Source organism: Pseudomonas sp. ADAK13 (assembly GCF_012935715.1).
Lineage (GTDB): Bacteria > Pseudomonadota > Gammaproteobacteria > Pseudomonadales > Pseudomonadaceae > Aquipseudomonas.
In genome coordinates this window covers 6,360,836-6,380,479 of record NZ_CP052860.1, presented here as the reverse complement: position 1 = coordinate 6,380,479, position 19,644 = coordinate 6,360,836, and the positions used below count along the sequence as shown (strand labels likewise).

General features: G+C 62.1%; 18 protein-coding genes. 10 read left to right on the top strand and 8 right to left on the bottom strand.

Annotation, left to right across the window (positions count from 1 at the left end):
- Window positions 1-30: 30 nt before the first annotated feature.
- From HKK54_RS29420 to gloB, 7 genes are all read right to left on the bottom strand, one after another.
- Window positions 31-1,641 carry an ABC transporter ATP-binding protein gene (locus tag HKK54_RS29420; RefSeq protein ID WP_169388754.1) on the bottom strand — a complete coding sequence of 537 codons (1,611 nt, stop codon included), beginning with the start codon at window positions 1,639-1,641 and terminating at the stop codon, window positions 31-33.
- A gap of 1 nt (window position 1,642) precedes the next feature.
- Entirely contained in the window at window positions 1,643-2,662 is a 1,020-nt protein-coding gene (locus tag HKK54_RS29415) for an ABC transporter permease (protein WP_169388753.1), read from the bottom strand.
- 1 nt (window position 2,663) lies between these two features.
- Entirely contained in the window at window positions 2,664-3,737 is a 1,074-nt protein-coding gene (locus HKK54_RS29410) for a microcin C ABC transporter permease YejB (protein ID WP_003207463.1), read from the bottom strand.
- 1 nt (window position 3,738) lies between these two features.
- Window positions 3,739-5,577: an extracellular solute-binding protein gene (locus HKK54_RS29405; protein ID WP_169388752.1), complete on the bottom strand. Its 1,839-nt coding sequence runs from the start codon at window positions 5,575-5,577 to the stop codon at window positions 3,739-3,741.
- Window positions 5,574-7,403 (bottom strand): extracellular solute-binding protein, encoded by a 1,830-nt coding sequence (locus tag HKK54_RS29400; protein ID WP_169388751.1) that lies wholly within the window; start codon window positions 7,401-7,403, stop codon window positions 5,574-5,576. Before HKK54_RS29400 ends, HKK54_RS29405 begins: the two co-directional genes overlap by 4 nt.
- A 168-nt stretch (window positions 7,404-7,571) precedes the next feature.
- The gene (locus tag HKK54_RS29395; protein WP_010171672.1) at window positions 7,572-8,984 is read right to left on the bottom strand and encodes a lytic transglycosylase domain-containing protein; all 1,413 of its coding nucleotides are present in this window, start codon (window positions 8,982-8,984) and stop codon (window positions 7,572-7,574) included.
- A gap of 98 nt (window positions 8,985-9,082) precedes the next feature.
- A complete protein-coding gene (gene gloB, locus HKK54_RS29390; protein WP_169388750.1) occupies window positions 9,083-9,850 on the bottom strand; it encodes a hydroxyacylglutathione hydrolase in 768 nt (255 codons plus the stop codon).
- A 65-nt stretch (window positions 9,851-9,915) separates the two neighbouring features.
- Here gloB and HKK54_RS29385 point away from each other — a divergent pair, with 65 nt between their 5' ends.
- The 3 genes from HKK54_RS29385 to dnaQ all read left to right on the top strand — a co-directional run bounded on the left by HKK54_RS29385 (window position 9,916) and on the right by dnaQ (window position 12,040).
- Window positions 9,916-10,674, top strand: a complete 759-nt coding sequence (locus HKK54_RS29385) for a class I SAM-dependent methyltransferase (RefSeq protein ID WP_010171669.1) — start codon at window positions 9,916-9,918, stop codon at window positions 10,672-10,674.
- A gap of 102 nt (window positions 10,675-10,776) precedes the next feature.
- Window positions 10,777-11,229: a ribonuclease HI gene (gene rnhA, locus HKK54_RS29380; protein WP_010171667.1), complete on the top strand. Its 453-nt coding sequence runs from the start codon at window positions 10,777-10,779 to the stop codon at window positions 11,227-11,229.
- 70 nt (window positions 11,230-11,299) lie between these two features.
- Window positions 11,300-12,040, top strand: a complete 741-nt coding sequence (dnaQ, locus tag HKK54_RS29375) for a DNA polymerase III subunit epsilon (protein ID WP_169389386.1) — start codon at window positions 11,300-11,302, stop codon at window positions 12,038-12,040.
- A 3-nt stretch (window positions 12,041-12,043) separates the two neighbouring features.
- On the opposite strand, the gene HKK54_RS29370 is transcribed toward dnaQ, so the two are convergent.
- A complete protein-coding gene (locus tag HKK54_RS29370) occupies window positions 12,044-12,904 on the bottom strand; it encodes a LysR substrate-binding domain-containing protein (protein ID WP_442962316.1) in 861 nt (286 codons plus the stop codon).
- A gap of 240 nt (window positions 12,905-13,144) precedes the next feature.
- On the opposite strand from HKK54_RS29370, the gene HKK54_RS29365 reads away from it, so the two are divergent.
- Genes HKK54_RS29365 through HKK54_RS29335 form a run of 7 tightly spaced genes read left to right on the top strand, consistent with a single transcriptional unit; the run spans window position 13,145 to window position 19,636 of the window.
- Window positions 13,145-13,981 carry a transporter substrate-binding domain-containing protein gene (locus HKK54_RS29365; protein WP_169388748.1) on the top strand — a complete coding sequence of 279 codons (837 nt, stop codon included), beginning with the start codon at window positions 13,145-13,147 and terminating at the stop codon, window positions 13,979-13,981.
- A gap of 2 nt (window positions 13,982-13,983) precedes the next feature.
- Window positions 13,984-14,790 carry a transporter substrate-binding domain-containing protein gene (locus HKK54_RS29360; RefSeq protein ID WP_169388747.1) on the top strand — a complete coding sequence of 269 codons (807 nt, stop codon included), beginning with the start codon at window positions 13,984-13,986 and terminating at the stop codon, window positions 14,788-14,790.
- A complete protein-coding gene (locus HKK54_RS29355; protein ID WP_169388746.1) occupies window positions 14,783-16,204 on the top strand; it encodes an FAD-binding oxidoreductase in 1,422 nt (473 codons plus the stop codon). Before HKK54_RS29360 ends, HKK54_RS29355 begins: the two co-directional genes overlap by 8 nt.
- The gene (locus HKK54_RS29350; RefSeq protein ID WP_169388745.1) at window positions 16,201-17,412 is read left to right on the top strand and encodes an aminotransferase class I/II-fold pyridoxal phosphate-dependent enzyme; all 1,212 of its coding nucleotides are present in this window, start codon (window positions 16,201-16,203) and stop codon (window positions 17,410-17,412) included. The genes HKK54_RS29355 and HKK54_RS29350 overlap by 4 nt, the downstream gene beginning before the upstream one ends.
- Window positions 17,409-18,143, top strand: coding sequence for an amino acid ABC transporter permease (locus HKK54_RS29345; RefSeq protein WP_029615941.1), 735 nt, complete (start codon window positions 17,409-17,411; stop codon window positions 18,141-18,143). The genes HKK54_RS29350 and HKK54_RS29345 overlap by 4 nt, the downstream gene beginning before the upstream one ends.
- Entirely contained in the window at window positions 18,133-18,825 is a 693-nt protein-coding gene (locus HKK54_RS29340) for an amino acid ABC transporter permease (RefSeq protein WP_169388744.1), read from the top strand. Before HKK54_RS29345 ends, HKK54_RS29340 begins: the two co-directional genes overlap by 11 nt.
- Window positions 18,812-19,636 (top strand): amino acid ABC transporter ATP-binding protein, encoded by an 825-nt coding sequence (locus HKK54_RS29335; protein ID WP_003207489.1) that lies wholly within the window; start codon window positions 18,812-18,814, stop codon window positions 19,634-19,636. The genes HKK54_RS29340 and HKK54_RS29335 overlap by 14 nt, the downstream gene beginning before the upstream one ends.
- Window positions 19,637-19,644: the final 8 nt, after the last annotated feature.

The window sequence follows — 19,644 nt, the reverse complement described above, 5'->3', positions numbered from 1 at the left end:
CCCGGAGCACCCGGGGCACGTGCGAAGAGGTTACTGCGGGGTGGCGGGCACCAGAAACGCCGCCTCCAGCAATTGCCGCGTGTAGGCATGCCGGGGGTTGGCGAAAATCGCAGGTGCATCCCCTTGCTCCACCGCCTGCCCGTGCTTGACCACCATCAACTGGTGACTCAAGGCCTTGACCACCGCCAGGTCGTGGCTGATGAACAGGTAGGTCAGGTTGTACTTGGTTTGCAGGTGGCGCAGCAGCTCTACCACCTGGCGCTGCACGGTGCGGTCGAGGGCCGAGGTGGGCTCATCCAGCAAGATCAGGCGGGGCTTGAGCACCAGGGCCCGGGCGATCGCGATGCGCTGGCGTTGACCTCCAGAGAATTCGTGGGGGTAGCGATGCCGGCTTTCCGGGTCCAGGCCTACTTCCTTGAGCGCGGCGATGATCGCTGCTTCCTGTTCGGCCGCAGTGCCCATCTTGTGGATGCGCAGGCCTTCGCCGACGATCTCGCTCACGCACATGCGCGGGCTCAGGCTGCCGAACGGATCCTGGAACACCACCTGCATTTCCCGGCGCAGCGGGCGCACCTGCTGCTGGCTCAGTTTGTCCATCTGATGGCCTTCGAACCGAATGCCGCCTTTGCTCGCGATCAGCCGCAAAATCGCCAGGCCCAGAGTGGATTTGCCCGAGCCGCTTTCACCGACGATGCCCAGCGTCTGGCCCTGGGGCAGGCTGAAGTTGATGCCGTCCACCGCCTTGACGTAGTCGACGGTGCTGCGCAAGAAGCCTTTCTTGATCGGGAACCAGACTTTTAGGTCCTCGACTTCCAGCAACGGCGGGCCGATTTCATTGGTGGCAGGGCCACCGCTGGGTTCTGCCGCCAGCAGTTCCTGGGTGTATGGATGTTTGGGCGACTGGAACAGGGTTTCGCACTCGGCCTGTTCAACGATGCAGCCTTTTTGCATCACACATACCCGGTGGGCAATGCGCCTTACCAGGTTCAGGTCGTGACTGATCAACAGCAAGGCCATGCCCAGGCGCGCCTGCAGTTCCTTGAGCAACTCCAGGATCTTTAACTGCACCGTGACGTCGAGTGCCGTGGTCGGCTCGTCCGCAATCAGCAACTCCGGCTCATTCGCCAGGGCCATCGCAATCATCACCCGCTGGCGTTGGCCGCCGGACAGCTCATGGGGCAGGGCCTTGAGGCGCTTGTGGGGTTCGGGGATGCCCACCAGTTCGAGCAACTCCAGGGTGCGTCGGGTGGCGACCTTGCCGGTCAGCCCCTTGTGCAGGCCGAGCACTTCGTTGATCTGCTTCTCGATGGAATGCAGCGGGTTCAACGAGGTCATCGGCTCCTGGAAAATCATCGCAATGCGGTTGCCGCGAATATGCCGCAGGGTCTTTTCTTTGAGCGTCAGCAAATCGTGGTTGGCGTACTGGATCGTGCCCGAAGGGTGGCGTGCCAGCGGGTAGGGCAGCAGGCGCAGGATCGAGTGCGCCGTCACCGACTTGCCCGAGCCGCTTTCGCCCACCAGCGCCAGGGTTTCGCCGCGCTTGATATCGAAGCTGACGTTGTTCACCACCCGCTGGTGGCTGTTGCCTACGACGAACTCGACAGAGAGGTCGCGGACTTCGATCAGATTGTCCTGATTCATCTCATTTCCTCGGGTCGAAGGCATCGCGAGCGGACTCGCCGATAAACACCAGCAAACTCAACATGATCGCCAGCACGGCAAAGGCACTCATACCCAGCCACGGCGCTTGCAGGTTGGATTTACCCTGGGCCACCAGTTCGCCCAGGGACGGCGAGCCGGCGGGCAGGCCGAAGCCCAGGAAGTCCAGGGCGGTGAGGGTGCCGATGGCACCGGTCAGGATGAACGGCATGAAGGTCATGGTCGAAACCATGGCGTTGGGCAGGATATGCCGGAACATGATCGCGCCATTCTGCATCCCCAGCGCCCGGGCCGCCCGCACGTATTCCAGGTTACGCCCGCGCAGGAACTCGGCGCGCACCACGTCTACCAGGCTCATCCAGGAAAACAGCAGCATGATCCCCAGCAGCCACCAGAAATTGGGCTGCACGAAACTGGCGAGGATGATCAACAGGTACAGCACCGGCAAGCCGGACCAGATTTCCAGGAACCGCTGGCCGGCCAGGTCGACCCAGCCGCCATAGAAACCCTGCAACGCGCCGGCGATAACGCCGATGATCGAACTGAGCACGGTGAGCGTCAGCGCAAACAGCACGGAAATCCTGAAGCCGTAGATCACCCGCGCCAGCACATCGCGGCCCTGGTCATCGGTGCCCAGCAGGTTGTCCCGCGACGGCGGGGCCGGGGCCGGAACCTTCAGGTCGTAGTTGATGCTCTGGTAGCTGAACGGGATCGGTGCCCACAACGTCCAGGCATCCTTGGCTTTGAGCAGCTCCTGGATATAGGGGCTTTTGTAGTTGGCTTCCAGCGGGAATTCACCGCCGAAGGTGGTCTCGGGGTAGCGCTTGAGGGCCGGGAAATACCATTCGCCGTCGTAATGCACCGCCAGTGGCTTGTCGTTGGCGATCAACTCGGCGCCCAGGCTCAGGCCGAACAGGATCAGGAACAGCCACAGCGACCACCAGCCACGTTTGTTGGCCTTGAAGCGCTCGAACCGGCGACGATTGAGGGGGGATAGATTCATCTCAATGCTCCCGGCTGGCGAAGTCGATGCGCGGATCGACCAGGGTGTAGGTGAGGTCGCCGATCAACTTCACCACCAGCCCCAGCAGGGTGAAGATGAACAGCGTGCCGAACACCACCGGATAATCGCGGTTGATCGCCGCTTCAAAGCTCATCAGGCCCAGGCCGTCGAGGGAAAAGATCACTTCCACCAGCAAGGAACCGGTAAAGAAGATGCCGATAAAGGCCGACGGGAAGCCGGCAATCACCAGCAGCATCGCGTTGCGAAACACATGGCCGTACAGCACGCGGTGGTTGGTCAGGCCCTTGGCCTTGGCGGTGACCACGTATTGCTTGTTGATCTCGTCGAGGAAGCTGTTTTTGGTGAGCAGCGTCATGGTGGCGAAGTTGCCGATCACCAGCGCGGTCACCGGCAGCGCAAGGTGCCAGAAGTAATCGAGGACCTTGCCGCCCCAGCTCAACTCGTCAAAGTTGTTGGAGGTGAGCCCGCGTAACGGAAACCAGTCGAAGTAACTGCCGCCGGCGAACACCACGATCAGCAGGATCGCAAACAGGAACGCCGGGATCGCGTAGCCGACGATGATCGCCGAACTGGTCCACACGTCGAAATGGCTGCCGTGTCGCGTGGCCTTGGCGATGCCCAGCGGGATCGACACCAGGTACATGATCAGCGTGCTCCACAGCCCGAGGGAGATGGACACCGGCATCTTTTCCTTGATCAGGTCGATGACCTTGGCATCACGGAAGAAGCTGTCGCCAAAATCCAGCCGGGCGTAGTTCTTGACCATGATCCACAAGCGTTCCGGCGCCGACTTGTCGAAGCCGTACATCTTCTCGATTTCCTTCACCAGTGCCGGGTCCAGGCCCTGGGCACCGCGGTAGCTGGAGCCGGCCACCGAGACTTCGGCACCGCCACCGGCGATACGGCTGGTGGCGCCTTCAAAGCCTTCCAGCTTGGCGATCATCTGCTCCACCGGGCCACCGGGGGCGGCCTGGATGATCACAAAGTTGATCAGCAAAATGCCGAACAGGGTCGGGATGATCAGCAGCAGTCGGCGAACAATATAGGCCAGCATCTCAGTCGCCCCCGCTCGCCGGATCGGCGGTCTGGTTGGTGTCCAGGGTTACCGCAGGTTTGGCGTCGGGTTTGCTCCACCAGGTGGCGGTGCCGACGTCATAGCGCGGTGAGACTTTCGGGTGGCCGAGGTGGTCCCAATAGGCCACGCGGAAGGTCTTGATGTGCCAGTTGGGAATCACGTAGTAGCCGAACTGCAGCACGCGGTCCAGGGCCTTGGCGTGGGCCACCAGGCTCTTGCGCGAGTCGGAGTCGATGAGTTCTTCCACCAGTTGGTCGATGGCCGGGTCTTTCAGGCCGATGTAGTTGCGGCTGCCGGGTTTGTCGGCGCTGGACGACTTCCAGTACTCACGCTGCTCGTTACCCGGCGAGGAGGACTGCGGGAAGCCGCCCACCACCATGTCGAAATCCCGCGAGCGGATGCGGTTGATGTACTGGGAGACATCCACCCGGCGAATCACCAGGTCAATCCCCAGGTCGGCCAGGTTGCGCTTGAACGGCAGCAGGATGCGTTCGAACTCGGTCTGGGCCAGCAGGAACTCGATGGTCACCGGTTTCCCCGTGGTGTCGACCATCTTGTCATCGACGATCTTCCAGCCGGCCTCTTGCAGCAACTGATAAGCCTCGCGTTGCTGGGTGCGGATCATGCCGCTGGCGTCGGTCTTCGACGGCTCGAAGGCATCGGTAAACACCTGGGGCGGGATCTTGTCCCGCAGCGGCTCAAGAATCGCCAGTTCGTCCGGGCCGGGCAGGCCGGTCGCGGCCATCTCGGAGTTTTCGAAATAGCTGCGGCTGCGAGTGTAGGCGCCGTTGAACAGCTGCTTGTTGCTCCATTCGAAGTCCAGCAGCAGGCTGATGGCCTTGCGTACCCGAACATCCTGGAACATCGGCTTACGGATGTTGAACACGAAGCCCTGCATCCCGGTGGGGTTGCCGTTGGGGATTTCTTCCTTGATCAGGCGGCCCTGGGCGACGGCGGGGGTGTTGTAGGCGTTCGCCCAGTTTTTCGCGCTGATCTCCAGCCAGTAATCGAACTGCCCGGCCTTCAGCGCTTCAAGGGCCACGGTGTTGTCGCGGTAGTAATCGGTGACGCGGTAATCGAAGTTGTAGAAGCCCTTGTTGATCGGCAGGTCCTTGGCCCAGTAATCCTTGACCCGCTCGTAGCGGATCGAACGCCCGGCCTTGACCTCGGCCACCTTGTACGGGCCGCTGCCCAATGGAATCTCCAGGTTGCCCTTGGAAAAGTCCCGGGTCTCCCAGTAATGCTTGGGCAATACCGTGAGTTGCCCGAGGATCAGCGGCAGTTCGCGATTATTGGTGCGCTTGAACTTGAACAACACGCGCAGCGGGTCTTCGGCGACCACCTCATCGACGTCGGCGTAGTAGGTTTTGTAGATCGGCGAGCCGTCTTTCATCAGCGTCTGGAAGCTGAACACCACGTCTTCGGCGCGGATCGGGTGGCCGTCGTGAAAGCGCGCTTCGGGGCGAATGTAGAAGCGCACCCAGCTGTTGTCCGGGGCCTTTTCGATCTTGCCGGCTACCAGGCCGTATTCGGTGATGGGTTCGTCCAGGCTTTGCTGGGCGAGGGTGTCGTAGATCAGGCCGATGTTGTCGGCCGGCACGCCCTTGCTGATGAACGGGTTGAGGCTGTCGAAGCCGCCCATGCTGGACTCGCGGAAGGTGCCGCCCTTGGGGGCATCCGGGTTGACGTAGTCGACATGCTTGAAATCGGCGGGGTACTTGGGTGGTTCGTTGTAGAGGGTCAGGGCATGTTGCGGGGCCGCATTGGCGGCGCCGCACAACAACAGGCTGCCAAGGATCACAGTACGCAAAGGTATCATTGGGCTTTCTCCGAAGCTTTCAGCCACCACGCGCTCAGGCCCAGGCTGTAGGGCGGCGTGGTGACGAAGGCGAACCGGTTGCGGTACGCCAGGCGATGATAGTTGAGGTACCAGTTGGGAATACTGTAGTGCTGCCACAGCAGGACGCGGTCGAGCGCCCGGCCGGCGGCCAATTGTTCTTCGCGGGTTTGCGCCGCCAGCAGTTGGTCCAGCAGATGGTCGACCACCGGGTTGGCGATGCCTGCGTAATTCTTGCTGCCCTTGACCGCCGCCTGGCTGGAGTGGAAATACTGCCACTGCTCAAGGCCGGGGCTGAGGGTCTGGTTGAGGGTCATCAGAATCATGTCGAAGTCGAATTGATCGAGGCGCTGTTTGTACTGTGCGCGGTCTACCGTACGCAAGCGGGCATCGACGCCGATGCTGGTCAGATTCTCGACATAGGGTTGCAGGATGCGCTCCAGGTTCGGATTCACCAGCAGGATCTCCAGGCGCAGCGGCTGGCCGTCACTGTTGAGCAGGCGTTGCCCGGACAGCTTCCAGCCGGCGTCGGCCAGCAACGCGAGGGCGCGGCGCAGGGTGTCCCGGGGGATGCCGCGACCGTCGGTCTGGGGCAGGCTGAAGGGTTGGGTAAACAGGTTGGCCGGCAGTTGATCGCGATAGGGTGAGAGCATCAGCCACTCATGACCGGTGGGCACGCCGGTGGCGGAGAATTCGCTGTTGGGGTAGTAGCTGAGGGTGCGTTTATAGGCGCCGCTGAACAGGGTGCGGTTGGTCCACTCGAAATCAAACATCAAGCCCAGGGCTTCGCGCACCTTGGCCTGGCTGAAGGTCGGGCGCCGGCTGTTCATGAACAGGCCCTGGCTCTGGGTCGGAATCTGGTGGGCGATCTGCGCCTTGATCACATCGCCACGGTTGACCGCCGGGAAGTTATAGCCATTGGCCCAGTTCTTCGCCTGGTGCTCGATATAGATATCGAACTCGCCGGCCTTGAACGCTTCGAAAGCCACGTCGCTGTCACGGTAAAACTCCACCTCGACCTTGTCGTAGTTATAGAAACCACGGTTGACCGCCAGGTCCTTGCCCCAGTAATCCTTGACCCGTTCGAACACCAGCTGGCGTCCCGGCGAGACCTTTGTGATGCGGTAAGGCCCGCTGCCCAGCGGCGGCTCGAAGGTGGTGGCCTTGAAGTCACGGTTTTTCCAGTAATGCTGGGGCAATACCGGAAGCTCCCCAAGGCGCAGGATCAGCAACGGGTTGCCGGCACGCTTGAACACAAAACGAATGCGATGCCGATTGAGAATGTCGACCCGGGCGACTTCCTGCAGGTTGGTGCGGTACTGCGGGTGGCCTTCGGTCAGCAGCGTGCGATAGGAAAACGCCACGTCGTAGGCGGTAATCGGCTTGCCATCGTGGAAGCGTGCTTCAGGGCGCAGGTTGAACACTACCCAGCTGCGGTCCTCACTGTATTCCACCGATTGGGCAATCAGGCCGTAGCTGGACGTCGGTTCATCGCCGGACGGGGCGTACTGGCCGGTGCCGACCATCAGCGGCTCATTGAGCTCGTTGACGCCGTATTGCAGGAAGTTGGCGGTGGAGACCGGGCTTGAGCCCTTGAAGGTATAAGGGTTGAGGGTGTCGAACGTGCCAAACGCCATCACCCGCAGTGTGCCGCCTTTTGGCGCTGCAGGGTTTACCCAGTCGAAGTGGGTGAATTTGGCCGGGTACTTGAGCACGCCGAACTGCGCATAACCGTGGCTCTCGGTAATGGTCGCGTTCGCGGAAAAGCTCAAGGCCAGACTTATTAGTAGAAGGAGGGGACGCTTCAAGTCAGAGATCCGATCCAGGCGGCTTGGGCTTTATGAGCCGTACAGTAACAGCTTGTTCCGATTGGAAAAAGGCTGGTGCCGTGGGAGGAAGACTACAGGCTTGGGGGGTGATAAGGAGGGTGAACAAAAAAGAGGGAACGGTCGCCCGTTCCCCCCTGTATTTGCTGCTTAGCGTGGCCCGGAAACCACCAGCATCTGCCCGGGCTTCAGCGCCTGGCCAGTGCGCGGGTTCCAGCGCTTGAGATGTTGCATCTCGACGTTGAAGCGCTTGGCGACGATGTACAGCGAGTCGCCCTTCTTGACCTTGTATTGCACCGGCTTCTTGCTGTCGGCCTTGGCCACCAGCTTGCGGGTGTCCTGCATCACCAGGGTCTGGCCGACCTTCAGCGCCTGGCCATTGAGCTTGTTCCAGCGCTGCAAATCATGCACATCGACCTTGTTGGCCTTGGCAATCAGCGTCAGGTTATCGCCGCTGCGGACCTTGTAGTTGCGGGTGCGACCGGCAATGGCCTTGTGCTCAACGTCGTCGAACACCGGCTTTTTCGGGCGCATGCTCAGCAATTCTTCCGGCTTCATCGCCGAAAGGCTGCTGGCCAGCAACTGCGCCTTGGAGGTGGGCACCAGCAAATGCTGCGGGCCGTCCAGGGTGGTGCGCTGCTTCAGGGCGGGGTTGAGCTGGAACAGTTCGTCTTCGTCAATCTCGGCCAGCGCGGCGACCCGTGACAGGTCCATGCTCGTTTTGATTTCTACCACTTCAAAGTACGGCGTGTTGGCAATCGGGTTCAGGTTGACACCGTATGCCTCGGGGGCCAGCACCACCTGGGACAGCGCCAGGAACTTCGGCACGTAGTCCTTGGTTTCCTGGGGCAGTGGCAGGTTCCAGTAGTCTGTCGGCAAGCCGAGCTTCTCGTTACGCTCGATGGCCCGGCTGACCGTGCCTTCACCTGCGTTGTAAGCCGCCAGGGCCAGCAGCCAGTCGCCGTTGAACATGTCATGCAGACGTGTCAGGTAGTCCAGGGCGGCGGTGGTGGAGGCGGTGATGTCGCGGCGGCCGTCGTAGGCGCGGGTCTGGCGCAGGTTGAAGTAGCGCCCGGTGGCGGGAACGAACTGCCACAGGCCGACCGCATCGCTGCGGGAATAGGCCATCGGGTTGTAGGCGCTTTCAATCACTGGCAGCAGCGCCAGCTCCAGGGGCATGTTGCGCTCTTCAAGGCGTTCGACGATGTAATGAATGTAGAGGCTGCCGCGTTCGCCGGCGTTCTCAAGAAAGGAAGGGTTGCTGGCAAACCACAATCGTTGCTGTTCAATGCGCGGGTTGACGCCTAACCCGTCCTGCAATTGAAAGCCCCGGCGCATGCGTTCCCAGACATCCTGGGGCACTTCCGGGCTTGGCTTCTCTGATAGCCAAAGGGGTTTTTGCTTGATCTTGGCGGTAAGGTTTGGCTTGGGTTGCACGGTGGATTGTGCGGCAAAATTAGTCGATTGGCAGCCCGCCAGAGTAGCGGACACAGCCACCGCCACGGCTTGAGCCAGGCGGGTCAATGCGTCTGAATGGTTGGTTTTACGAATAGATGACGACATTGGCTGGAAGTAAGTTCCGGGCAAAAATGTCGGGCGATTCTAGAAAGCGCTTGGGTTGCGGTCAACCATTCAGAAATTCCGTACTAAATTCCGCGCGCTTAGAACGTATCTTTCCAAGACCTCAAGCTAGCAAACACCTCGCTCCCGGCCCGGTTATCCCGGCCATTCCGTTCGTCCGCTTTTTCTTTAACGGATGTTTCAGAGGTGCGCAAAAAAGGGTTAGTGAGTTTTTCCAGGGCCAGGTTCGAGGGCAGCGTCATCTCGCCGTTGGCCCGCAGTTGCCGGACGTTCTCCACCCGTTCGGCGATATCCGCGTTATGCGGTTCCACGGCCTGGGCGAATTTCAGGTTGCTTTGTGTGTATTCGTGGGTGCAGTACACCAGCGTGTTCGCCGGCAATGCCGCGAGGCGCTCCAGGGAGGTGTGCATTTGTTGCGGGGTGCCTTCGAACAGGCGGCCACAACCGGCGGCGAACAGGGTGTCACCACAGAACAGCACGCCCTGGTGATAAAAGGCGATATGGCCGAGGGTGTGGCCGGGTACGGCAAACACCTGGAAGTCCCAGCCCAGCACGTTGATCCGGTCGTTATCCTGGAGTGCGACGTCCCGCGCCGGGATCTTTTCATTGGCCGGGCCGTAGACCGTGGCGCCCGAAACACGTTTAAGTTGCTCGACGCCGCCGACATGATCATGGTGATGGTGAGTCACCAGGATGTCGCTGAGGGTCCAGTCGGGGTGCTGCTGGAGCCAAGCCAGCACGGGCGCGGCATCACCGGGGTCGACCACGGCGCAGCGCTTGTTCGGCTGATCCTGTAACAACCAGATGTAGTTATCGGTGAAGGCGGGCAGGGCACTGATCTGTATCATTCTTTGATTCGCCAAGCTGAACACATTGGTGCATCTTAGAACTTCTTGGCGAGTTGGAGAATGCAATGACTGATAAAGCGTTCGCCCAGGCCGACCCCGAGTGGCTGGCACTGATCGGTGCCGCCCGTGAATGGCTGTCCGGGCCTATCGGGCAATTTTTGCTGGATGAGGAGCGGCGCATGCTCGAAGACGAGCTGGGCCGGTTCTTTGGCGGTTACCTGGTGCATTACGGTCCGTCGGCACAAACCCCGCCGTCGGCGCCTCAGGTGCAACGCAATGTGCGCCTGGGGGCGCCGTTGCCGGGTGTTGAAATCGTGTGCGAGGAGCAGGCCTGGCCGTTGAGCGAGCATGCCGCCGACGTGGTGGTGTTGCAGCATGGGCTGGATTTCTGCCTGTCGCCCCACGGTTTGCTGCGTGAAGCGGCCAGCAGTGTGCGCCCAGGTGGCCATTTGCTGATCATCGGTATCAACCCCTGGAGCAGTTGGGGTTTGCGCCACGTGTTCGCCCACGACGGGCTGCGCCAGGCGCGCTGTATCTCGCCGTCGCGGGTGGGCGACTGGTTGAACCTGCTGGGCTTTGCGCTGGAGAAACGCCGCTTCGGGTGCTATCGTCCGCCGCTTGCGTCTGCCAAGTGGCAGGGCCGGCTGGCCGGCTGGGAGCGCAGGGCCGGTGCCTGGCAATTGTCCGGTGGTGGTTTCTACCTGTTGGTGGCGCGCAAGATCGTCGTTGGCCTGCGCCCGGTGCGCCAGGTACGCCGCGAACCGATGGGCAAGCTGGTGCCGATGCCGATGGCCAAGGTCAATCGCAAGCAGAGCGAGCAGTAAACCTACCTTTTTTGATTTCAGGTCGAGCCTCTCGACCTCGGGCCCTTGTCGGTCGATTATCGGCAACCCGCTTTGATGGATCCCGCTTTGATGGATAGTGAAATGACCGATAGCGTAGAACTCTTCACCGATGGCGCCTGCAAGGGCAACCCCGGTCCCGGCGGATGGGGCGCCTTGCTGGTGTGCAAGGGCGTGGAGAAGGAACTGTGGGGCGGCGAGGCCAACACCACCAACAACCGCATGGAGCTGATGGGCGCGATTCGCGGCCTTGAAGAGCTCAAGCGTCGTTGTGACGTGTTGCTAGTGACCGACTCCCAGTACGTGATGAAAGGCATCAACGAGTGGATGGTCAACTGGAAGAAGCGCGGCTGGAAGACCGCCGCCAAGGAACCGGTGAAAAACGCCGACCTGTGGCAGTTGCTTGATGAGCAATGCAACCGCCACAACATCACCTGGAAGTGGGTGCGCGGGCACATCGGCCACCCGGGTAACGAGCGGGCCGACCAGTTGGCCAACCGTGGCGTGGATGACGTGCGCGGCTACAAGCAGAGCTGATGCCGGCTGACGTGTTAAGATCCCGCCCCTTGAAATGTACCAAACCGTTGAGAGCTGAACCCTGATGGCCATCCGATCTGTTGTACTCGATACCGAAACCACCGGCATGCCGGTGACCGACGGCCACCGGATCATTGAAATCGGCTGCGTCGAACTGATGGGCCGCCGCCTCACTGGCCGGCACTTCCACGTCTACCTGCAACCGGATCGGGAAAGTGATGAAGGCGCCATCGGCGTCCACGGCATCACCAACGAATTCCTGGTGGGCAAGCCGCGGTTTGCCGAAGTGGCCGATGAGTTCTTCGAGTTCATCAACGGCGCGCAGCTGATCATCCATAACGCGGCGTTCGACGTTGGCTTCATCAACAACGAATTTGCGCTGATGGGCCAGACCGATCGGGCTGACATTACCCAGCACTGCTCGATCCTCGATACCCTGATGATGGCGCGTGAGCGTCACCCGGGCCAGCGCAACAGCCTCGATGCATTGTGCAAACGCTATGGCGTCGACAACTCCGGTCGTGAACTCCACGGCGCCTTGCTCGACTCCGAGATTCTCGCCGACGTTTACCTGACCATGACCGGTGGCCAGACCAGCCTGTCCCTGGCCGGCAACGCGTCGGATGGCAACGGCTCGGCAGAAGGCTCGGGCAATCGCCCTTCGGAAATCCGCCGCCTGCCAGCAGATCGCCAGCCCACCACGATCATTCGCGCCAGTGAGCAGGACATGGCCGAACACGCGGCGCGTCTGGAGGCGATCGCCAAATCTGCCGGCGCCCCGGCGCTGTGGACCCAATTGACCCAGCAATAACCGTCACCCCAGTGCCAGCCCCTGGCTGGCCCTGATCAAGTCATACGCCTTGCGCGCAATCGGGTTCGCCGTGTTCGGGCGGATCCACAGGTAATACGTCACCTCTGGCATCCTCGGCAGCCCATCGTTTTCCCCCAATACCCGCATGTCCGGCCCGAGCATTTCCATACTCCGTGGGGTCACGCCCAGCCCTGCGCGGGTGGCGGCCTTGATCCCGATCAGGTTCGACGCCAGATACGCCTGGCGCCACGGGATATTCGCCCGTTCCAGCGCCTCCAGGGCATAACGTCGATAGATACTCGGCTCATCCACCAGAATCAGCGGCAGCGGTTCGCTCGGCGAATGAATGTATTGCGCCGAACAGATCCACCACACCGGCGAAGTGCGCAACGCAAAGCCTTCCAGGTTGGCGTCGGCGCGGGTGGAAATCACCATGTCGACCTTGCCCCGGTGCAAGTCATCCATCAGGAACGGGCTGCGGCCCACGTCGATTTCCAGGCGCAGGCGCGGCGCCGAACGGGCGATGTGGCTGAGGATCGGCGGCAGGATGGTGTCGGCGATGTCATGGGGCGAGCCGATGCGCAGCACGCCGCTGAGGCTGCTTTCCCGCAGGGAATTAAGCGCCTCGTCATTCAGCGACAGCATCTGCCGCGCATGCCGCAATAACTGCAAGCCGGGTTCCGTCAGCTGTTTTTGCCGGCCGCGTTTCTCAAACAGGCTGACCCCCACTTGCTGTTCGAGGCGCTGCATATGCTGGGTGACGGAGGATTGCGTGCGTGCCAGATGGGTGCCGGCTTCGGCAAAGCTGTGGTGGTCGACCACGGCAATAAAGGTGCGGAGCAGTTCGAGATCGAGGGTCGACATGGCCATTCCAGGGCGTTTTTTATATCAAGGGTGCGAAGATAAACATTACAGATGTTTATGTTTTGTCGCGTCGAATTTTTACGAGAGCTAATGATTTCGAGTATATGGCCAAAAAGCAGCGCGTCCATATACGGGAAGTTATAACGATATTAGATATTTGAATTTCCGTTACCCCGGCACTCTCCCTAGCATGCCCCCACATCAGGTCGGGGTACGCCGATCGCTAATGAGGGGAGTTCCATGGGTTTTGTGCGCGCGGCGGTAAAACGAAGGTTGCCTGTGGTCCTGGGCGCATTGATTGCCCTGGGCGGCAGCGTGGTGGCTCAGGCCGATGCGACCCTGGACAAGATCCAGCAGCGCCATGTGCTGGTGGTCGGCGTGCTGCTCTCCGGCGGGCCGTTTGGCGGTATCGACCCTACTACCCAGAAGCCCAAGGGCTTGAACGTCGACCTGGCCAACGAGCTGGGCCGTCAGTTGGGCGCCGAAGTGCAACTGGTGCCGGTATTGCCGGCCAACCGCGTGCAGTTCCTGCAACAGGGCAAGGTCGACCTGCTGATCGCGAATATGGAGTGGACCGCCGAGCGTGGCGACATCCTCGGTTTCGTGCCGACCCCGTTCTACAAGATCGGCGGCACCGCAGCGGTGCTCAAGGACAGCAAGATCACCCGCTGGGCAGACCTCAAGGACCAGCCGGTGTGCACCTCTCAGGGCAGCAGCTACGTGAAGCCGCTCACCGAGCTCGGCGCGCAGATCAAGGCCTTCAAAAGCTCCTCCGAATCCCTGTTGGCCCTGCGTGGCAACAACTGCGTCGCCGCCGTGCATGACTCCACGCTGGTCAACCCGCTGATCAACGACAGCGCGGAATGGAAGGATTACCGCACCCTCAGCCCCGAGTTGAATCCCGCACCGTCGGTGATCTGGACTCGCCGTGGCGAGAGCGACACCCAGGCCAGACTCGACCCGATCGTCAAGGAACTGCACCGCAGCGGCTGGCTGATCGACGCCCAGACCCGCAACCACATCACCCCGGCTTCCCCGGCGCTGGTGGAGTTGCAGAAACAGTTCAAGGGCGCCTGAGCATGCGATTGAAATCCCTGACCGTTCTCGGCCTGGCCCTGTGCGCAAGCCTGGCCCACGCCGACGCCACCCTCGACAAGATCCAGCAACGCCACACCATCAGCGTCGGCGTGATTCTCAGCGGCCCGCCGTTTGGCACCATCGACCCCAAGACCGGCGAACACCTGGGCTACAACGTGGAGTTGGCCAAGGGCCTCGGACAGGCGCTGGGTGTGGAGACCAAGACCGTTTCGGTACTGGCCCCCAACCGCGTGCAGTTCCTGCAGCAAGGCAAGGTCGATGTGCTGATTGCCAACATGCAGTACACCGACGAGCGCGCCGAGATTCTCGACTACGTGCCCACGCCCTATGAAGAAGTCGGCGGCGCGGCGTTGATCCGCAAAGGCGCCGGCATCACCCAGTGGGCCGACCTCAAGGACAAGCCGGTGTGCGTGTCCCAGGGCAGCAACTTCATCAAGCCGTTGCAGGAAACCTACGGCGCGCAGATCAAGGCGTTCCGCAGCCAGTCTGAATCCCTGTTGTCGTTGCGTGGCAATGGCTGCGTGGCGGCGGTGCACGTCAGCCCGACCATGCACGCGTTGCTGGACGATGCCGAATGGTCCGGCTATGAGATCCCGTTGCCGGGAGATCTGATCCCTTCCAAATCGGTGATCTGGATCCGCAAGGGCGAACACGATACCCAGGCCAGGCTCGACGCCATCGTGCGCGACTGGCACCGCAGCGGCTGGTTGATTGCGCTCGGCGAACGCACCGGCATGGCGCCGTCCCAAGCCCTGCGTGATTTGCATGAGCAGTACAGCCATGAGTGAACCGCTATTTGCCACCCTGCAACAACTGCTCGGCACCGCCCACGTGCAGCGCAGTGACGAGGCTGCCCAGTACCTCACCGACAAACAGGGCCGCTACACCGGTCAGGTAGTCGCGGTGGTGCACCCGGCCAATACCGAAGAAGTCGCCGCCGTGGTGCGTGCGTGTGTGGCCCTGGAGGCGCCCATTGTCGTCCAGGGCGGCAACACCGGCCTGATGGCAGGCGCCACACCGGACGCCAGTGGCCGCGCGGTATTGCTGTTGCTCGACCGCATGAACCGGGTCCGCGTGATCGACACCGATAACGACACCCTGACCGTCGAAGCCGGCTGCATCCTGCAAAACGTCCAGGATGTGGCCCGTGAAGCCGGCCGACTGTTTCCGCTGAGCTTGGGCGCCGAAGGCAGCTGCACCCTTGGGGGCAACCTCGGCACCAATGCCGGCGGTACTGCCGTGCTGCGTTATGGCAATACCCGCGAGCTGACCCTGGGCCTGGAAGTGGTGACCGCCGAAGGCGAAATCTGGAACGGCCTGCGCGGTTTGCGCAAGGACAACACCGGCTATGACCTGCGGGATTTGTACGTCGGCAGCGAAGGCACCCTCGGGATTATCACTGCCGCGACACTGAAGCTGTTCCCGTTGCCCAAGGCCCAGGCTACTGCGCTGCTGGCCTTTGATGAGCTGGCCCAGGCGGTTGCATTCCTGTCCCATGCCCGCGCCGGTTTCGGTGCGAATCTCACTGCGTTCGAACTGCTCAGCGCCGATTGCCTGGCGCTGCTGCGCGAACAGTTTCCCGAAGGCCCGCAACCGTTCCTGAAAGCCAGCCAGCCCTGGTTCGCCTTGTTGGAGCTGTCGGATAACCACGGCGAAGCCCACGCCCGTGAAGCCTTCGAAACCGTCCTCGGTGAAGCCTTCGAACAGTCATTACTGGCCGATGCACTGATCGCCGAAAGCCTGGCGCAAAGCGAAGCCCTGTGGCTGCTGCGCGAAAACATGAGCGAGGCGCAGAAGCGCGCCGGGCGCAATATGAAGCACGACATCTCGGTGCCCATCTCGCAAATCGTCGCCTTCGTCGCCCATACCGATGCGCTGTTGCAGGCGCATTTTCCCGGGGTGCGCAACTTCACCTTCGGGCACCTGGGGGACGGCAACCTGCATTACAACGTTGCCCATCCGCTGGACTCGACGGTGGATGAGCACATGCGCAACTACGCCGAACTGAGCCTGCTGGTGCACGACAGCGCCCACGCCCACGGCGGCTCTATCAGCGCCGAGCACGGGATTGGCCAGCGCAAGGTCGGCATGCTGGGCCGCTACAAAAGCCCGGTGGAGCTGGACCTGATGCGCCGCATCAAACGCGCCCTCGACCCGAAAAACCTGCTCAACCCGGGCAAAGTCCTGGAGGTGCAGCCATGACCGTTCGCCTGTCCAGGCGCGTGCAGCGGGTGTCGCTGTCGGCCAACGCGGCAGCCAAGTCCCGCGCCACGGAACTGCGTGACGCCGGCCGCGACATTCTTGACCTGACCACCGGCGAGCCGGATTTCGATACCCCGGAGCACATCAAGCAAGCTGCCTACGCCGCCATCGCCGCGGGCGCCACCAAATACACGCCGACACCCGGGGTAAAAGCCTTGCGCGTGGCGGTGCAGCGCAAGCTGGCCGAAGAAAACCACCTCGACTATTCGCTGCCCAGCATCGTGATCGCCAACGGCGCGAAACAGATCATCTTCAACGCCTTCGCCGCCACCCTCGACGACGGCGATCAAGTGCTGGTACCCACGCCGTATTGGCCGTCGTTCCCCGACAGCGTGCGCTTCAACGGTGGCGAACCGGTGTTTATCGAGTGCGGGCTGGAGCAGGGCTGCAAGTTGCTGCCGGCGCAACTCGAGCAGCACATCAACGAGCGCACCCGCTGGCTGATCCTGAACGGCCCGGGCAACCCAAGCGGTGCTGTCTACAGCGAAGCTGAACTGCAAGCGCTGGCCGAGGTGTTGCGTCGCCATCCCCAGGTGCTGGTGCTGCTGGATGAACTCTACGAACACATCCGCTTCGACGGTCGCCCGGCCCAGAGCCTGCTGAACGTCGCGCCGGATTTGCAGGACCGCTGCCTGTTGGTGGGCGGCGTGTCCAAGACCTACGCCATGACAGGCTGGCGCATCGGCTTCGGCGCCGGGCCGCAGACCCTGACCAACGCCATGGCGGTGGTGCAATCCCAATCCACCTCCGGTGCGTCTTCCGTCGGGCAGGCCGCCGCGTTGGCCGCCTTCACCGGCGGGCTGGGCTTCTTGGTCGAGCAGGTGGCGGCCTATCAACTGCGTCGGGACCTGCTGATGATGGCCCTCGGCACCGTCGACGGCCTGGAGGTGCTTGAGCCTCAAGGCGGGTTCTTCGTGTTTGTGCGCTGCGCCGGTCTGCTCGGCCGCTACCGCCCGGACGGTCAGCCGTTGAAGGATGACGGCGATGTCGTCGCGTACTTGTTGGAGGAGGGCGTCGCCGGTGTGGCGGGCAGTGCTTATGGCCTGTCGCCGTGGTTTCGCCTGTCCATCGCCACGGCGACTGACAGCGTGGCCGAGGCCGGCCGCCGTATCGCGGTCGCCTGCGGCAAGTTGCGGGGCGTCGAATGAGTCATTGGCTGGAGATGTTTGTGCACTGGGCCGCCGGCATCGGCCTCAACTACAACTTCCTGCTGGATGCCTATCAGCGTGGCACCCTGGCGCAGGGCGCGTTGACCACCGTGTTGTTGTGCCTGTTCACCATCGTCGGCAGCCTGCTGGCCGGGATCAGCCTGGCGGCGCTGCTGACCTCGGGCAACCCATGGCTGGCCAAGCCGGCGCGGGTGTTTATCGAAGTCACCCGCAACACCCCGACCCTGGTGCAGCTGTACTGCGCGTTCCTGGTGTTGAACATGCTGCTGACCCAGGCGGTCGGCGCAGCCAACCCGCTGACGCCGTTTGCCTGGGTGGTGATCGTGATCTCCCTGCATAAAGGCGCGTTTCACGCCGAAGCCCTGCGCGCCGGCATCGAGGCGGTGCCCGCGGTGACGCTGGAAGCCGCCAGTTCCCTGGCCTTCAGCAGCCGCCAGCTGCTGTGGAACGTGCAGTTGCCGTTGGCCTTGCGCTTTGCGTTGCCGTCGCTGATCAACAACCTGATCGACCTGGTGAAAATGACCGCCGTGGCCTCGGCCATTGCCGTGGGCGATATCACTTACGCCTCGATCATGATCTGGACCCAGAGCGACAACGTGCTGGAACTGATGATTTTGATCCTGAGCTTTTTCGGCTTGCTGAGCTTTACCGTCAATTGTGTGGGGCGCTGGCTGGAAGCGCGCCTGAGGATGCCCGGCTATGGCCATTGATTCATTCCCGGTGCTGTCGGCGTTGCTGCAATGGTCGCCGGCACTGGTCAGCGGTTTCGGCCAGAACATCCTGATCAGCCTGGTGGCGATCGGACTCGGCTCGCTGCTGGGCCTGATGGTGGGCGCGCTGGCCATGTCGCCCTTGCGCCTGCTGCGGTTGCCGGCGCGGGTCTGGGTGCAGTTTTTCCGCAACGCGCCGTGGCTGGTGCTGATCTATTTCACCACCTACGTGTTCCCGTTCGAGATCCATATCGGCAGCAGCTATGTGTCGTTCCCCGACTGGGTCAAGGTGACCATTGGCCTCGCGTTGCCGGCCAGCGCCAACGTGGCGGAGATCTTTCGCGGTGCCATCGGCTCGATCCCCAGTACCCAGTGGGAAGCCGCGCGTTCACTGGCGTTCACCCGTGGCCAGATCTTCCGCTCGATCATCCTGCCCCAGTGCTTCAAGCGCATGTTGCCGCCGTGGATGAACCTCTACGCGGTGGTCACCATGGGCACCGCCCTGGCTTCGCTGGTGGGCGTGCACGACGTGATCGACACCGCGCAGATCGCCAGCAACACCGTGAACATGACCGGCTTTACCGTGGTGATCTACCTCAGCTTGCTGGTGTTGTTCTTCGCCTATTGCTACCCGATTTCCCGTTTGACCCAACGCCTGGAGCGCCGTTATGCCTTCTATTGAACCCCTGGTCAGCCTGCGGGACTTGCAGCTGTCGTTCGGTGACAACCGGGTGCTCAAGGGCATCGACCTTGATGTGCATCGCGGCCAGGCGGTGTCGATCATCGGCCCGTCGGGCTCGGGCAAGTCGACCATCCTGCGTTGCATCACCGGCCTGTTGCAGCCCCAGCGCGGCACCATCCGCGTCGGCGAAACCCGGGTCGATACCCTGACCCAGGAAGCCCAGCGCATCGAGTTGCGCAAGCGCGTCGGTTTTGTGTTCCAGCAGTACAACCTGTTCCCGCATTTGTCGGTGCTGGAAAACCTGGTGATCGCCCCGCGCAAGGTGCTCGGCCGCAACCGCGCCGACGCCGAGAAAGACGCGCGGGCGCTGTTGGCCAAGGTGCGCATGGAGCACAAGGCCGATGCCTATCCCGGCCAACTTTCCGGCGGGCAGCAGCAGCGGGTGGCGATTGCCCGCGCGTTGGCGATGCGCCCGGAACTGATTCTGTTCGATGAAGTGACCTCGGCCCTGGACCCGGAAACCGTCGGCGAAGTGCTGACGGTGATTCGTGAGCTGACCGAAGAGGGCATGACCTGTGTGCTGGTGACCCACGAGATGCGCTTCGCCGAAGAGATCAGCGACATCGTCTACTTCACTGAAAACGGCGTGATCGTCGAGCACGGCAGCGCCGAGCAAATCTTCCAGCGCCCCACCAGTGAACGCACCCAGGAATTCCTGCGCCATGCCTTGGGCGATCCGGGCCGCCGTCCGCCGATCGCCAACGATCCGTACCTGTTGACCAACCTGAGCCGCTACACCCTGTCTGTCTAATAAGAGGA